Below are 15,472 nucleotides of genomic sequence, written 5' to 3'. Positions count from 1 at the left end.
CCGGCGGCGCGGAACCCTACGGAAGCGAAGCTGCAGTGACCGAAAAAAGTCCCACCCCTCCGAATCGGCAGGATCCGCACCTGGATTCTGCCGACGACGCCGGCGAGCCTGCCTTCGAGTGGATGAAGCCGGCCGGCGCGGGCAAGCGGTCCGACGCAGCCTCCGGAGCTCCCGAGACCGAGCGGACCGCCGCGGCGCCGGACGCTGAGCCCACCGCCGCGGCGCCGGACGCTGAGCGCACGGCCGCGGCGCCGGTTCCGGTCGATCCGGCCGGAACCCCGGCCGCCGGTGAACGCCAGGGCCGGCGCGCCGAACGGAAGGCAGCCGACGACGCCGCGGCCGGCGCTGCCGGGACCGAAGAATTCAACGAGTCGCTGCCCACCTCGGCCCTGCAGGTCCGGCCGCCGCGCGAAGAGGTGGAACGCCGCAACGCCGAGCGCGAACATGCCGCCAACGCCAAGCCGGTCGCCCCCCGGGTGATGCAGGTCCTGCTCGCGGTCTGCTACCCGGTGATCCTGCTGGTCCTGGCCGTCCGCGCCGTGACCAGCCCGCTGTTCCTCTGGGTGGAATACAACCGCCCGGGCTTCCCGGGGGACGGCTACGGCTTCAACACCGACGACCGGATGACGTACGGCTCCTACGCTGTCGACTACCTGAGCAACTGGTCCGGCCCGCGCTACCTCGGCGAGCTCGTGAACCGCTCCGGCGAGCCGCTTTTCAAGGACGGCGAAGTCAGCCACATGGCCGACGTCAAGCTTGTCATCCTCTCCGCCTTCGGAGCCGGTGCCTTGCTGGTGGTGCTCAGCCTGGTTGCCATCCTGTACCTGCGCCGGCGCAGCACCGGGGGAGTACGCCCCGGCCTGTTCGCAGGTTCCATCGTCACGCTCGTGATCATCGTCGGCCTGGGCGTACTCGCGGTGCTGGGCTGGGAGCAGTTCTTCACCGAGTTCCACCGCGTCTTCTTCGCCAACGGCACCTGGACCTTCTCCCTTCAGGACACCCTGATCCGGCTGTTCCCGGGCCAATTCTGGGTTGACGCCGGGATCGTGATCGGTGCCCTCGTCCTGCTCGCAGCCCTGCTCACGCTGATCCTCACCTGGCCGACCCGCAAACGCCGCGGACTGCCACCCCGGGTCCGGAATGCCTCCGCCGCCGAGGACGCCGGGGACGTCGCCGCGGACCCGGCCGAGCTCAAGGGCCGCCGCTTCAAGCGCAGCCGGAACGGCGCCGTCGACGGCCCGGCCGGCCGCGACGCAGACGCCGGAACCGACGCCGCCAGCAACGAAGCGGCAGCCGCTCGCCGCGAGGGCGCCTCCTAAGCCTGGAGACCCGGAGACCCACAGACCCGGAGAGACAAAAAGCGGCCGGCACGAGAGTGCCGGCCGCTTTTGCGTGCGCCGCTGCCGGGCGCCGCGTCCCTAGCCGTAGATCCGGTCGATGTGGGCCTGGAAATCACGCACAACGGCGGAGCGCTTGAGCTTCAGTGACGGCGTGAGGTGCCCGGACTCGACCGTGAAATCGGCGTCCAGCACCACGAAGGTGCGGATCGACTCCGCCTTGGACACCAAGGCGTTGGCGTCGTCGACGGCGGCCTGGATGGCGGCCCGGACCTGGTCGTTGGCCGCCGCCTCCGTGGCGCCCATGACGGGGATGCGCTGCGCGGCACACCAGTTCTCCAGGCCCTCCGGGTCCAGGTTGACCAGGGCTGACACAAACGGCCGCCCGTCACCGACCACCACTGCCTGCGCCACCAGCTGGTGCTCGCGGATCTTTTCCTCCAGCGGTCCGGGTGCCACGTTCTTTCCGCCCGCGGTGACCAGCAGGTCCTTCTTCCGCCCCGTGATGGTCAGGAAACCGTCGGCGTCCAGGGAGCCGAGGTCGCCGGTGCGGAAAAACCCGTCGACGAACGCTTCGGCGTTGGCCGCCTCGTTGGCGTGGTACCCCTTGAAGACACCGATGCCCTTGACCAGGATCTCGCCGTCGTCGGCGATCCTGATGGTGGTGCCGGGCACCGGGATGCCCACGGTCCCCACTTTGGTGCGCGTCGGGGTGTTGGCCGTGCACGGCGCCGTCGTTTCGGTCAGGCCGTAGCCTTCGAGAACGGGGACGCCGGCGCCGCGGAAGAAGTGCGCATCGTGGGAACTGAGCGGGCTGGCCCCGGAGACGGTGTAGCCGAGGCGGCCGCCGAACGCCTGCCGCAGTTTCGGGTACAGCACCCGGTCGAAGACGCCGTGCTTGGCGCGTAGGAGCCAGCCGGGCCCCGCGCCCTCACCGCGGGCGGCGGCGTCGAGCGCCTTTGAGTAGTCGACGGCGACGGCGGCGGCCGCCTCGAAGAGGCGGTCCTTGCCGGCCAGCGCCGCTTTGTGCGCGGCGCCGGCATAGACCTTCTCAAAGATCCGGGGCACCACGAGCAGGAAGGTCGGCTGGAACGTGCCGAGGTCCTCCAGCAGTTCCTTGGCATTGGAGGTGTGGCCCAGCGTGGTCCCGGCACTGAGGCAGATCACCTGCACGGCGCGGGCCAGGACGTGGGCCAGCGGGAGGAACATCAGCGTCCGGGTGGGGGGCTGCAGCAGGATCTCCGGCAGGAACAGGACGATGTTCTTCGCGACGAGGGCAAAGTTGCCGTGCGTGATTTCGCAGCCCTTGGGCCGGCCCGTGGTGCCGGAAGTGTAGACCAGGGAGGCCACATCGGCGAGGCCGGCCGCCGAGCGCTGCCGCTCCAGCTCTGCGTCGCTGACGCCGGTGCCGGCGGCAGCCAGGCTGGCGAGGTTCGGCGCCGCGCCGGCGTAGTCCATCCGGACCACGCCGAGCACCCGGCCCGCCAGCAGCTCCGAGCCGTCCAGCACGCCCTGTACCAGCGTGGCCTTCGCCGCGTTTTCGACGACGACGCGGCGGGCGCCGGAGTCGTGCAGGATCCACTCGACCTGGCTGGCGGAGGAGGTCTCATAGATGGGGACGGTGACGCCGCCGGCGAACCAGATGGCGAAGTCCACCACGGTCCATTCGTACCGGGTGGCGGACATGACCGCGACCGTCTCGCCCGGGGTAAGTCCGCCGGCGATCAGCCCCTTGGCCAGGGCCGTGACCTGGTCCAGGAACTGCTGGGCCGGAATGTCTGTCCAGCCGGCGGGGCCCTTGCGGGCATAGAGCGCATGCACCGGATCCTTGGCGTGCTGCTCCAGCAGCAGGTCCGTGACATTGCTTTCCGGATCCAGCTCGACGAGCAGTCCGGTGCTAGCTTCTCTCACAACCCGTGTCTCCCGTTCCGGTCCGCGGCCCCGCGGACGCGGGCTCCGCTAGTAATCCTGCCCTAGATCCAGGACGGCATCCACATCCGCAGGCGCCAGTCCTGGTACGTAATCAGCTCCGCGGTCCACACCGGGTAAAAGAACGCCGAGAGCAGCACGGCCGCGACGACAAACAGCGCGACGAGTAGGAGGCCGGAGCGGCGCCGCCAGAGCGGGTCGGTGCGCCGGCCCAGGACCAGCCCCAGGCAGTACACCAGGGCCAGCACCAGGAACGGCTCGAAGGACACCGCATAGAAGAAGAACATGGTGCGTTCCGGGTACATGAACCACGGCAGGTAGCCGGCGCCCACGGCGGCCAGGATGGCCCCGGCGCGCCAGTCGCGCCGGCCCGCCCACCAGAAGAGCAAGATGCCGAGGCAGACCGCCGCGCTCCACCAGATCAGCGGGTTGCCGACCGAGAGGATGGCCGAGGTGCAACTGGGCAGCTCGCAGCCGGCCGTTCCCTGCTTGGACGACTCATAGAAGAACGACGTAGGCCGGCCCAGGACCAGCCAGCTCCAGGCACTCGCCTCGTAGGGGTGGTCCGCGCTCAGGCCCTGATGGAACTTGTAGGCCTCGAGGTGGTAGTGGGCCAACGAACGGAGTGAATCGGGCAGCCAGCCCCACTGGGCCGAGGGGTTGGTTTCGGCCCAGTGCCGGAAATAGGCGTTGCTGGAGCGGAACCAGCCGGCCCAGGTGGCCGTATAGACCAGTGCCGCGACCGGGACGATGCTCAGGAAGGCGCCGATGCCGTCCTTGAGGATGCCGCCCGTGATCCAGCCAAGCACGCCGGCGATCCGGCGCGCGCTGAGGTCCCACAGGACCGTCATCAGCCCGAAGCCGGCCAGGAAGAACAGAGCTGACCATTTGGTGCCGACCGCGAGACCGAGGCAGACACCGGCGGCCAGCCGCCACCAGCGGATCCCCAGCCACGGCCCGGCCGCAAGCTGCAGCCGGGAGGGGCGCTCCTCGGCGGAGGCCGCGGCTTGTCTGCCGAGCCGCTTCGCGAGCCGGCGTCGGCCGTCGTCGCGGTCCATCAACAGCGCGCCAAAGGCCGCGAGGATCCAGAACATCAGGAAAATGTCCAGCAGCGAGGTGCGGGACATCACCAGGTGGTGGCCGTCCACCGCCAGCAGCACCCCGGCCACGGCGCCCAGGGTGAGCGAGCGGAAAAGCTTCTGCGCAATCAAGGCGAGCAGGAAGATCGAAAGGGTGCCGGTCAGGGCGGCCCCGAAGCGCCACCCGAACGGGTTTTCCGGGCCGAAGAGCCACATCCCGGCGGCGATCATCCACTTGCCCACCGGCGGGTGGACCACGTACTCGGGGCTGTCCAGCAGTACCCCGGGGTTGCCCGCGATGAAGGAGTCGTTGGCCTTGTCCGGCCAGGCGCGCTCGTAGCCGCTGACCAGGAGGGAGTAGCCGTCCTTGACGTAGTAGGTTTCGTCGAACACCAGGTTGTGCGGGGTGTCCAGCCGGACGAAGCGCAGGATTCCGCCGAGCACCGCGGTGAGGGCCGGGATGAGCCAGAACCACAGGCGCAGCGAGGGCGGATAGTCGCGCCAGCTGCGGATGTTGCCGATCAGCCGCTCTGTCAGGTCCTCGGCGTCGAATGCCTTGCCGGGACGGCTGATCCAGCGGTGCCCCTCGAGGTTGCGTCCGGTGCCCGGCAGGTCCGGCTTCCGGGCGTGGTGGCGGGTGCTGTCCGGGCTGCCGTCGGCGGGCACGGCCTCGGCTGAACCGGCCTCGGCAGGCCGCATGGGGGTCTGCGTCACGTTGCCATGCTACCTTTCGCGGCCGTGATCGTCGGTCCCGCGCGCCCGCCGGCAGTAGGCTTATGGGGTGGATCCCGAACAAAGCACCTCCCAAGGCAATTCCCCGGCACCCGCCTCCGCCGACGCCGTTCCGGCAGCGGGGACGGCCGCCGGACCGGGCCGGATCGTGCTTGCCGCCACCCCGATCGGCAACGTCGGCGACGCCTCCGCCCGGCTGATCGGGCTGCTGGAAACGGCGGACATCGTCGCCGCCGAGGACACCCGGCGGCTGCACCGGCTGGTTCAAAGCCTCGGCATCACCGTGGCGGGCCGGGTGATCAGCTACCACGAGCACAACGAGGCAGCCAAGACCGGCGAACTCCTGGACCAGGTCCGCTCCGGCAAGACCCTGGTCATGGTGACCGACGCCGGCATGCCCTCGGTCTCGGACCCCGGCTTCCGCCTGGTCGAAGGCGCCGTCGCCGCCGGGCTCACCGTCACCGCCGTTCCGGGCCCGTCCGCCGTACTGACCGCGCTCGCCCTGTCCGGGCTGCCGACGGACCGCTTTTGTTTCGAGGGCTTCCTGCCGCGGAAGGCCGGCGAACGGACCTCGCGGCTCGCGGACCTCGACGCCGAGCGTCGCACCATGGTGTTCTTCGAGGCGCCGCACCGGCTGGAGCCCATGCTCCGGGCCTTGCACGAACGCTTCGGCGCCGACCGCCGCGCGGCCGTCTGCCGGGAACTCACCAAAACCTACGAAGAGGTCATCCGCGGGACCCTGCGCGAACTGCTCCGCTGGGCCGAAACCAACGAGGTCCGTGGCGAGATCGCCGTCGTCGTGGGCGGTGCGCCCGAGCGGGAGCCGGGTAAGCCGGAGGACCAGGTCGCGGCCGTGAACGCGCTGATCGCCCAGGGCATCAGGCTGAAGGAGGCCGTCGCCGCGGTGGCCGATGACGCCAGGGTCAGCAAACGCGAACTCTATTCCGCCGTTCTCGCCGCGCGCTGACGCGGGGCTCCGGCCGCGGGCTGCGGGGCCGCGCCGCCGTTGTGCAGCTGCACAGCAGATCCGGCTTGGTCTAGTGCGCAGATGCGTAGACACCCCGGAGAGCCCGGCAGTACCGTGGCAGTAGTCCAGGCCCGCGGCGCAAGCCGGTGCGGGGCTGATCAGAAAATTTTCCGAACCCATTGCTGACGAGGGAGTCATTGTGACTGTAACTGCCCAGCCCACCGTTACCGCGGAGCGCGAGGCCGCACTGCTGGCGTCCGTGCCGACAGGCCTGCTGATTGACGGACAGTGGCGTCCGGCCGCGTCCGGCAAGACGTTCGACGTCGAGGATCCCGCCACCGGCAAGGTGCTGTTGAGCCTGGCCGACGCCGGTCCCGAGGACGGCGCCGCCGCCCTGGACGCGGCCGCCGCCGCGCAGGAGTCCTGGGCCAAGGTCCCGCCGCGGGAGCGCGGTGAGATCCTGCGCCGCGCCTTCGAGCTCGTCACCGAACGGGCCGAGGACTTCGCGCTGCTGATGACCCTGGAGATGGGCAAGCCGCTGGCCGAAGCCCGCGGCGAAGTCACGTACGGCGCCGAGTTCCTGCGCTGGTTCTCCGAGGAAGCCGTCCGCGCGTTTGGCCGCTACTCGGTTTCCCCGGACGGCAAGTCCCGGCTCCTGGTGACCAAGAAGCCGGTGGGGCCGTGCCTGCTGATCACGCCGTGGAACTTCCCGCTGGCCATGGCCACCCGCAAGATCGCCCCGGCCGTCGCCGCCGGCTGCACCATGGTGCTCAAGTCCGCGAACCTCACGCCGCTGACCTCGCAGCTCTTTGCTGCCGTCATGCTGGAAGCCGGCCTGCCCGCGGGCGTGCTGAACGTGATCCCGACCTCCACCGCGGGCGCCACGACCGGCCCGCTGATCAAGGATTCCCGGCTCCGTAAGCTTTCCTTCACCGGCTCCACCGAGGTGGGCCGCCGGCTGCTCGCGGACGCCTCCGAGACGGTGCTGCGGACCTCGATGGAACTCGGCGGCAACGCCCCGTTCGTGGTGTTTGAGGACGCCGACGTCGACGCCGCGGTAGCCGGAGCAATGCTGGCGAAGCTGCGGAACATGGGCGAGGCCTGCACCGCGGCGAACCGCTTCATCGTGCACGAGTCCGTGGCCGACGAGTTCGCGGAGAAGTTCGCCGCGAAGATGAAGGACATGACCACGGCCCGGGGCACCGAGGCGGACTCCAAGGTCGGCCCGCTGATCGACGCGAAGAGCCGCGACAAGGTCCACGAGCTCGTCACGGACGCGGTGAACGCCGGCGCTGTGACAGTGCTGGGCGGCGCCGCCGTCGAGGGTCCGGGCTACTTCTACCAGCCCACGATCCTCAAGGGCGTCACCGAGGGCACCCGGATCCTGTCCGAGGAGATCTTCGGACCCGTCGCCCCGATCATCACCTTCGACACCGAGGACGAGGCCGTCCGGCTCGCGAACAACACCGAATACGGCCTGGTGGCGTACGTCTTCACCAAGGACCTCAACCGGGGCATCCGGATGGGCGAACGCCTCGAAACCGGCATGCTGGGCCTGAACGCCGGCGTCGTGTCCAACGCGGCAGCACCGTTCGGCGGAGTCAAGCAGTCCGGCCTGGGCCGCGAGGGCGGCCTCGAAGGCATCGAGGAATACCTCTACACGCAGTACATCGGCATCGCCGACCCCTACGCCGGCTAGCTTCGGCGAAGCCTGCGGGCGGCGTCGCGGACCCTGGACCAGGATTCCGCGGCGCCGCGTCCGGCTGCCCTGGCCGGGACCGAAACGGCCCGCAGCGGTGTCCATGCCCGGCGCCGCCAGCCGGCCGTGAGCGACGGCGGCAGCCAGATGGCGCGCCAACGGGTCCACCACGAAGCGTGGGCGCGCAATGCGTCCCGGACCTGTTCGACCCTGTCCGCGGGAGAGTCCGGCAGGGAGCCCGGCAGGGAGTCCGGCCGGGAGTCCGGCCGGGAGTTGCCCGCCGGGGAGTCCGGGCCGGGGCGGCCGTAGCGCTGCCGTTCAAAGTCGGCGCTCAGGGAGGCCACGGCAGCGTGGGCCGGGGCGTCCACGCCGCCCGGCTCGCCGAGCGCCGCTGAACCGCGCAGCCGGGCGGAAAAATGCCGCGGCGTTTCGCTGCTGCGCGGCGGGATCCCGAAGTCCGTGGCCAGGTCCCGCAGCTCCGCCCAGGCCGGGGCGGCTGCCCCCGACAAGCCGGAGGCCTTGAGCCGCCGCCGCCGGACGCCGCCGCGCGCCAGCGCCGGGGCCGACAGCAGCAGGAGCACCAGCAGCAGCCCGCCGGAGCCGTACAACAGGGGGACCAAGCTGCTGCCGGACCCGTCCCCGCCCGCGGTTGCGGGCAACGGCAACGGTGCGGGCGCAGGGGCCGCCGTGGGTTTGAGGTCATCCTCGGGGATCAGGCCATCGTTGTTCTCGTTGGTGCTGGCGCCGCTGCGCGCCGCCGGCTCGGTGGCGTAGCCCGGCACCACGCCGCGCGAGGGCGTCGGCTCGAAGGCCACCCAGCCGACGCCCTGGAAGTACAGTTCGGGCCAGGCATGCGCGTCACGGGCGTCCACCTCATACTCGGGCAGCGCCCCCAGGCCCGGGATCGTCACGGTGGACCCGGTGGCGCGTCCGGGAGCGTAGCCGACGGCGACCCGGCTCGGGATCCCCTCCAGCCGCGCCATCACGGCCATCGCCGAGGAGAAGTGGATGCAGTAGCCGCTCTTCTGGGCCAGGAAGTCCGCCAGCACGGACAACCCGTTGCCGTCGTAGCCACCCTGGACGGGGGACTGGAGCGAGTAGCTGAACTCCGCGGAACGCAGGTACTGCTGGATCGCCATGGCCTTGGCGTAGTTGCCGCGGCTTCCCGCCGTGACCGTGTCCGCGGTCTGCCGCACGATCTGGGGGACGTTGGCGGGGACCCGGGTGAAGGTGTCCGGCACCGCCTGCGCCCTGTCCGGGGAGTCAGCCAGCACGGCCCGGGTGAGCTTCGGCGCCACCGACGCCACAACGTACTGCTGGTTGCGCGAGTTGGTGTCCAGGCCCTTGATGCTCAGCGTGGCCGGATCCCAGCTCCACCGGCCGGTCAGGCCGTTCACCGACTCGGGCGCGTAGGGGGCGGGCAGGTACGGGCTCGTGAACTGGCCCGTGTTGACGGCCGTGACCACCCGGACCTGTTCTTCCACGCTGGGGGCGGGCCCCGGGTCCATTCTTCCGGTGCCCGGCTGCCGGCTGGCGTCACGGTCGTCCGGCGCCCACGCATCGCCGTCGAAGCTGTCCACGGTGACGGAGCGCAGGTACGGCGCCTGCGAGGCGTTGGTGGCGTAGGTAATCCGTCCGTCGCCGGTGGGGCTGCGCAGGCTGTTGCCGAGGCTGATCATAGGGTTCAATCCGCTCGCGGATCCCCAGGGATTCAGCCGGGATCCCTGCGGAAAGATGCCCTGGTCGAAGCCCGGGATGGCCAGCTGGAACAGCAGCGTCAGGACCAGCGCCACCGCCCCGGTCAGGGAAGCGCGTTTGAGCTGGCCGGGATTGCGCGCCGTGTCCGCCCGGGTCCGGGAGTTGGGGTGGAACCAGTGGCTGCTGGCCAAGATCATGAGGTAGCCCGCCGCGGCGCCGGTGAAGCCCAGCCAGCCGACGCTCTGCGGTTTCACCATGGCCGGAACCACCAGGATGGCCAGGATCCCGAGCCCGCTGGTCGCCGGCAGCGCGAGCGGGACGGCGAGGGCGTCGACCAGGACCACCACCAGGCCGAGCACCCCGCAGATCAGCAGGACGATGCCGGCGTTGGGCGCCACCGGTGAGCTCTCGGCGAGCACGGTCTCGCTGGCCCGCCGCAGGTACCGCTGCAGCTGGGCCATGGTGTCGCCGGACGGAATGAATCCGGCGATGCTGTGCTGGCGGAAGAAGGTGAAGGTGAGGACCAGGGCCAGCACCACGAAGCCTCCCGCGCCGACCAGGACGCCGTGCAGCCGCAGGGCCCGGAGCCCCGCCATCGCCAGCGCGACGGTGAAAACCGTGGTGAGCACCGCCGGGTACCAGGCCCAGCCGCGCAGCACGCCGTTGAGCCCCAGCGCCGCGCCGGCGACGGCCACCGCGACGGCGAGCCCCATTGCCCAGGGCTCGACACCGGCACCCTTCGGCCCGGCGGCCGCGCCCGGCACCGGGACGGAGGGCCGTCCGGGCTCGGCCGCGGACGGTCCCGGGACCCTGTTGCGCTGCGGGGTCAGGGTCATCGCCGGCCTCCCGCGACGGGCCGGGCTCCGTCGGCCGCCGCTGATCCTGCGGCCGGCGGAAGCCCGGCGGCGCCGTCCTGGTCGAAGGCGGACCAGGCGGCCGGCAGCGGGGTAGCCGCGGAGACGGCGACGGCGCGCCAGCCGCCGCGGCGCAGGATCTCCAGGACCGGCCCGGTGTCAGCCGCGCGGTCCGTGACCAGGAGGGCGAAGGCATTCGCGCCGAACCCCGCCGCCGGGGCCAGCGCGCGCGCCTCCGCCGGCGAGAGACGGCCCAGGATCGCCAGGATCGGCCCCCGCAGGCGGTGCGCGGAGAGCTTGTCCATCAGCCGGTCGTCGAAAGGCTGCGGCCCGGCGTCGGCTGCGCCGTGGCGCGGACCGCTGAGCGCGATGGCGGCCAGGCTCTCCGCAATGGACTGCAGGCCACCGGTCCCGGCGTACTCGTCGGCCTCCGGCTCCGGCGCCGACGGCGAATTCAGGAAGGCTGGATCCCCGGCCGGGTCCAGGCAGCGCAGCGCGTAGTTGCGCTCGCCAAGGTGGGTGCTGATGGACATCGCGGCCGTGACGGCCCATTCGAAGGCGTCGCTGGTGACCAGTTCATGCCCGTCCGCGGCCGCGCCGCCGGAAACATAGCCTGCGCCCTGCGCGTAGGCCTGGAAGCGCTGGTCCAGGATGATCGTGGCTTCCGGAGTCGTGACCGATTCCTCCTGCCGCACCATGAGGGAGCCGTGCCGGGCGGTCGCCGCCCAGTGCACGCGTCGCATCGGATCGCCGTGCCGGTACTCGCGGGTCATGACGTCGTCGTCGCTGGGGTTCGCGCGGATCCGCGTCGCGGTGACGCCGTCGTGGCCGCGTGCGCCCGCGAGCCCGGTCGCGGGGAGCTCGACGGCGGCGGGGGTCACCGTGAGGACGTCGCCGGCGTCGATCGCGTGGCGGTGCACGGAGAGCCCGAAAGGGTCGCTGAATTCGGCCGTGACCGGCCCGATCAGGAACTGGCCGCGTTTCGCGCTCCGAAGCTGGTATTCGTAGCGGCTGGTTCCCGCGACGGCGGTCCGCGCCGGGAAGCGGAACACCGGGGACTGCCCGAACCGGGACGGCAGCTGCTCCTCCATCAGGGCCAGGCCGTTGCCCGGACCGGCGCGGGCCACCGCCAGCCGGACGGTGGTCGTCGCGGAGGTTTCCACCGGGGATGGGTTGAACTCGCGGTAGACCCGGAACCGGGGTTTCAGCACGCGCGTGCCGGCAAGGGACAGCAGCGGGAGGACCAGCAACAGGAGCGCCAGCGCCAGCAGGTCGCGGCGGCCCAGTATTTGAGCGGCCAGCAGGGACAGGACGCCCGCTCCCAACAGGCCCCAGCCGCGCGAGCTGAAGATGTGCCTAGGGAACCGGTCCAGCACCGCCACGGCCGCCTCAGCCCCCTAGCGGCCGGTGGGGAGGGCCGACGGCCGCGCGGCGGAACGGCCGCCGTCGCCGTCGGTGCGGGTCCGGGCCTGCGCTGGCGCCGTTTCCTGCCCGACCGGCACCCGCGCGAGGATGGACCGGATGACGCTCTGCGGCGTCTCTCCGGTGCTGGCGGCCTTGCGGTCCAGGATGATCCGGTGGGCCAGCACCGATTCCGCCACGCTCACGACGTCGTCGGGCAGCACGAAGTCCCGGCCCTCCAGTGCGGCGGTGGCCTTCGCAGCACGCAGCAGCTGCAGCATGGACCGGGGGCTCGCGCCAAGCCGGAGCATGGCGCTCTCCCTCGTGGCGCGGCCCAGGGCCACCGTGTATTCCTTGATCGGGCGGGATACATAGACCTGCTGGACGGTGGCGATCATTGACGCCACCTCGTCCGCGGTTACCACGGCCGTCACCTTGGTCAGCGGGGACGTAGCCTGGTGGGTCTCCAGCATCTCCATCTCGGCGTCGCGGTCCGGATAGCCCATCGAGATTCGGGCCATGAAGCGGTCGCGCTGCGCTTCCGGCAGCGGATAGGTGCCTTCCATCTCGATCGGGTTCTGCGTCGCCACCACCATGAAGGGTTCGTCCAGTTTGTAGGATTTCCCGTCCACCGTGACCTGGTGCTCCTCCATGCACTCCAACAGCGCGGACTGGGTCTTGGCGGAGGCGCGGTTGATCTCGTCGCCGATCACGATATTGGCGAACACCGCGCCGGGGCGGAACTCGAACATCCGGGAGGCCTGGTTATAGATGGACACGCCCGTGACATCGGAGGGCAGCAGATCCGGGGTGAACTGGATCCGGCTGACGGAACAGTCGATGGTCCGGGCGAGGGTCTTGGCCAGCAGCGTCTTGCCCACGCCGGGAACGTCCTCGAGGAGCAGGTGGCCCTGGGCGAGGAGCACAGTCAGCGCCAGCTTGGCGGCTTCGGCCTTGCCGTCGATCACCGTGTTGATGGCCCGCAGGATGCGCTCGCTGGCGGCGTGGAATGCCGCGGCCTCCATCGGCGCCGGCGTAACGCCGGCTCGCGCCGGGAGGCCCTGCGGCTCCGGCAGCGCTTCGTCAACGGAGGTACGTCGGTGGTAGTCCATCGGCAGCCTTTCAGCCCTGGTGCGGTCCGGGCGGAGCGGCGGGAAGGCCGGGCCCCCACTGCTGCACGCCTGTCTTGGTATCAGCGTACTAACACAACTGACAAAGCAGACAGAGAGTTCCGGGTAATTCTCCGCCCGGCCCGCAGCTAGGCTGGAAGGATGTGCAATCCGCTGATCCCCGCACCCTTCCGCGAGACCGGCAGCGACGGACGCGGCGCCGGCCCGTCCGGAACTGCCCCGTCCGGCCGGAAGCCGTATCCGCCGGCGCCGGAACCGCTGCCCGTCCCGGTGATGGACAACCACACCCACCTGGACTTCCCGGATGCCGATTTTGCCAACGGGGGCCCGGCAGTCAGCATCAAAGATGCCCTCGACGCCGCCGAGGCCGTGGGGGTCCGGGGCGCCGTGCAGGTGGGCTGCGACCTTGAGTCATCCCGCTTCACCGTGCAGGCGGTGGAGGAGGACTCGCGGCTGCTTGGCGCCGTCGCGCTGCACCCCAACGACGCCCCGGCCTACGCGGCCCGCGGCGAACTGGAGGAGGCGCTGGCGGAAATCGAGGCGCTGGCCTCCCACCCGCGGATCCGTGCCATCGGCGAGACCGGCCTTGATTTCTTCCGCACCGAGGGGGAGGGGCTCGCCCAGCAGCGGTACTCCTTCCGCCGCCACATCGATATCGCCAAGCGGCTTGGCCTGACTCTGCAGATCCACGACCGCGACGCCCATGACGACGTCGTACAGGTGCTCCGGGAGGAGGGCGCTCCGGAACGGGTGGTTTTCCACTGCTTCTCCGGCGGCGAGGAGCTCGCCCGGACCTGCAACGCCGAGGGCTGGTACATGTCGTTCGCCGGGACGGTGACCTTCAAGAACGCGGCGAACCTGCGCGCGGCCCTGGCCATCGCCGAGCCCGGACGCATCCTTGTCGAAACCGACGCCCCGTTCCTCACTCCGCACCCGCACCGGGGGAGGCCGAACGCCAGCTACATGATTCCTTACACGGTTCGGGCGATGGCGGAATTGACAGGCCGCGAGCTCTCCGCGCTGTGCACGCGGTTGGCCGAAAATACCCTGCAGGCATACGGATCCTGGGACTAAAGGCAGCACCCGCCGTCACTCTGGCAACATACCGGGTATGCACAAAATCTTGGTTGGTTTATAACGCTACGGTTACAGTGGACAACTATTAGCCGGGGTCGGGGAAGGCCTTCGGAGAATTTCACTACCTCAGGGCGCGCATTGTGGCAAAGGATCCACGTGTGCGCTCTCGTTTGGGAGTGTGGCGGTGCCCGCGTTTTCCGCAAATATCCGGAGCTGCTCCGGAGCTGCCCTTGGGGGTGTTTGCGCCGGGGAAACGTGTGCGCTTTTCCCCGTGCCCGGATGGTCCAAAAGATATGGGCAATCGTGGTCAAGTTCTTCACATCGGACGGCAAGTTCAGCTTCGTCAAGGTCGGCGCGCAACTCGTGGTGCTCGTGGCACTCGTGCTCGGCCTGGTCGCCTTCGTTGGCAACAACAAGACGGTCACCCTCAACGTCGACGGACGAGTGAGCTCCGTGCAGACCTTCGGCGGCACCGTCGGTCAAGTGGTCCGCGGCGCCAAGGTCGAGCTGCAGGCCGCCGACAAGGTGTCGCCTTCGGCTGAATCCCATGTGCAGGACGGATCCGTCATCAACGTCAACCTCGCCAAGGCCGTGAAGGTCAGCGTGGACGGCGCCGAGCGGACCATCACCACCACCGCGCCCACCGTCGAAGGGCTCGTGACGGAACTCGGCGTCGCCTCCGCCTCGAAGATCTCCGTTCCGAAGGACGCGCAGCTGGCCGTTTCCGGTTCCTTCGTCAGTATCTCCACGCCGAAGGCCGTGACCCTCGTGGCCGACGGCAAGGCCACCAAGACCATGACGACGGCGGCGACCGTCGGCGGCGTCCTCGCCGACGCCGGCGTCAAGCTCGGCGCCAGCGACCGCACCTCGCAGCCCGGAAACGCGCCGGTCGTCAACAACATGGTGGTCAAGGTCTCCCGCGTTGACACGTCCAAGACCGCGGCCACCACCGAAGCCGTACCCTTCGAGACGCTGACCGCCGAGGACGCGGCGCTGCCGAAGGGCGAGCAGAAGGTCATCCAGGCCGGTGTGGCCGGCAGCATGAGCAAGAGCTTCAAGCTGGTCCTCGTGGACGGCCGTATCGCCTCCCGGACGCTCGTGGCCCAGAAGGTCACGCGCGAGCCGGTCACCGAAAAGGTCAGCATCGGCACCAAGGAGAAGCCCAAGGTGGAGGCTGCCGCCCCGGCCGCCGCAAACACCGGCGCCGCGGCCCCGGCGATGATGAACGTGGGCATGTGGGACAAGATCGCGCAGTGCGAGTCCGGCGGCAACTGGTCCATCAACTCCGGCAACGGCTACTACGGCGGGCTCCAGTTCGACGTCCAGACCTGGCTCGGTGCCGGCGGCGGCGCGTATGCCCCCAACGCCAGCCAGGCCAGCAAGGCCCAGCAGATTGCCATTGCCAACCGCGTCTACGCTGAGCGCGGACTGTCCCCGTGGGGCTGCGGCTGGGCGGCCTCCAGCTGACACCCCATTCCGGCCCGCGTGGCCGGTCAGGCAACCACGGTTGCCGCATCGGCTGACCACCGCCGCGGCGCACCTTCGAAGGCCGGTCCCGGATCCCGGGAC

At 70.4% G+C, this 15,472-nt stretch carries 10 protein-coding genes; 5 read left to right on the top strand and 5 right to left on the bottom strand.

The features are described from left to right. Positions 1 to 35 precede the first annotated feature (35 nt). The gene (locus AB4Y91_RS10705; RefSeq protein WP_441418460.1) at positions 36 to 1,319 is read left to right on the top strand and encodes a TIGR01906 family membrane protein; all 1,284 of its coding nucleotides are present in this window, start codon (positions 36 to 38) and stop codon (positions 1,317 to 1,319) included. A 99-nt stretch (positions 1,320 to 1,418) separates the two neighbouring features. Here the strand turns inward: AB4Y91_RS10705 and AB4Y91_RS10700 are convergent, their stop codons facing one another. Together AB4Y91_RS10700 and AB4Y91_RS10695 are read right to left on the bottom strand one after the other, a co-directional pair. Beyond that, on the bottom strand, positions 1,419 to 3,248 hold the full coding sequence (locus AB4Y91_RS10700; RefSeq protein WP_441418459.1) for an AMP-dependent synthetase/ligase: 1,830 nt from the start codon (positions 3,246 to 3,248) through the stop codon (positions 1,419 to 1,421). 62 nt (positions 3,249 to 3,310) lie between these two features. Continuing rightward, entirely contained in the window at positions 3,311 to 5,059 is a 1,749-nt protein-coding gene (locus AB4Y91_RS10695; protein ID WP_441418458.1) for a dolichyl-phosphate-mannose--protein mannosyltransferase, read from the bottom strand. 67 nt (positions 5,060 to 5,126) lie between these two features. Here AB4Y91_RS10695 and rsmI point away from each other — a divergent pair, with 67 nt between their 5' ends. Together rsmI and AB4Y91_RS10685 are read left to right on the top strand one after the other, a co-directional pair. Beyond that, positions 5,127 to 6,044 carry a 16S rRNA (cytidine(1402)-2'-O)-methyltransferase gene (gene rsmI / locus AB4Y91_RS10690; protein WP_441418457.1) on the top strand — a complete coding sequence of 306 codons (918 nt, stop codon included), beginning with the start codon at positions 5,127 to 5,129 and terminating at the stop codon, positions 6,042 to 6,044. 199 nt (positions 6,045 to 6,243) lie between these two features. Then, positions 6,244 to 7,743 (top strand): NAD-dependent succinate-semialdehyde dehydrogenase, encoded by a 1,500-nt coding sequence (locus tag AB4Y91_RS10685; protein WP_441418456.1) that lies wholly within the window; start codon positions 6,244 to 6,246, stop codon positions 7,741 to 7,743. On the opposite strand, the gene AB4Y91_RS10680 is transcribed toward AB4Y91_RS10685, so the two are convergent. Genes AB4Y91_RS10680 through AB4Y91_RS10670 form a run of 3 tightly spaced genes read right to left on the bottom strand, consistent with a single transcriptional unit; the run spans position 7,740 to position 12,808 of the window. Beyond that, complete coding sequence (locus tag AB4Y91_RS10680) at positions 7,740 to 10,277, bottom strand: transglutaminase TgpA family protein (protein ID WP_441418455.1); 2,538 nt, start codon at positions 10,275 to 10,277, stop codon at positions 7,740 to 7,742. The genes AB4Y91_RS10685 and AB4Y91_RS10680 overlap by 4 nt on opposite strands. After that, positions 10,274 to 11,677, bottom strand: a complete 1,404-nt coding sequence (locus AB4Y91_RS10675) for a DUF58 domain-containing protein (protein WP_441418454.1) — start codon at positions 11,675 to 11,677, stop codon at positions 10,274 to 10,276. Before AB4Y91_RS10675 ends, AB4Y91_RS10680 begins: the two co-directional genes overlap by 4 nt. 15 nt (positions 11,678 to 11,692) lie before the next feature. Then, a complete protein-coding gene (locus AB4Y91_RS10670) occupies positions 11,693 to 12,808 on the bottom strand; it encodes an AAA family ATPase (RefSeq protein WP_441418453.1) in 1,116 nt (371 codons plus the stop codon). Between the two features lie 159 nt (positions 12,809 to 12,967). On the opposite strand from AB4Y91_RS10670, the gene AB4Y91_RS10665 reads away from it, so the two are divergent. Both AB4Y91_RS10665 and AB4Y91_RS10660 read left to right on the top strand, forming a co-directional pair. Further along, on the top strand, positions 12,968 to 13,900 hold the full coding sequence (locus tag AB4Y91_RS10665) for a TatD family hydrolase (protein ID WP_441418452.1): 933 nt from the start codon (positions 12,968 to 12,970) through the stop codon (positions 13,898 to 13,900). A 282-nt stretch (positions 13,901 to 14,182) separates the two neighbouring features. Further along, positions 14,183 to 15,370 (top strand): ubiquitin-like domain-containing protein, encoded by a 1,188-nt coding sequence (locus AB4Y91_RS10660; protein ID WP_441418451.1) that lies wholly within the window; start codon positions 14,183 to 14,185, stop codon positions 15,368 to 15,370. Positions 15,371 to 15,472 lie beyond the last annotated feature (102 nt).

The organism is Arthrobacter sp. YAF16, from assembly GCF_052113385.1.
In the GTDB taxonomy this organism is placed as follows: Bacteria; Actinomycetota; Actinomycetes; order Actinomycetales; family Micrococcaceae; genus Arthrobacter.
Note: the sequence above shows the minus strand (reverse complement) of the source record. Positions and strands in the feature narration are given on the sequence as shown.

What these genes read in the sequence shown, in the direction of transcription:
- AB4Y91_RS10680 (WP_441418455.1), bottom strand. Translation starts at nt 10,277, where the DNA reads ATGACCCTGACCCCGCAGCGCAACAGGGTCCCGGGACCGTCCGCGGCC.
- AB4Y91_RS10665 (WP_441418452.1), top strand. Translation starts at nt 12,968, where the DNA reads ATGTGCAATCCGCTGATCCCCGCACCCTTCCGCGAGACCGGCAGCGAC.
- AB4Y91_RS10660 (WP_441418451.1), top strand. Translation starts at nt 14,183, where the DNA reads ATGGTCCAAAAGATATGGGCAATCGTGGTCAAGTTCTTCACATCGGAC.
- AB4Y91_RS10670 (WP_441418453.1), bottom strand. Translation starts at nt 12,808, where the DNA reads ATGGACTACCACCGACGTACCTCCGTTGACGAAGCGCTGCCGGAGCCG.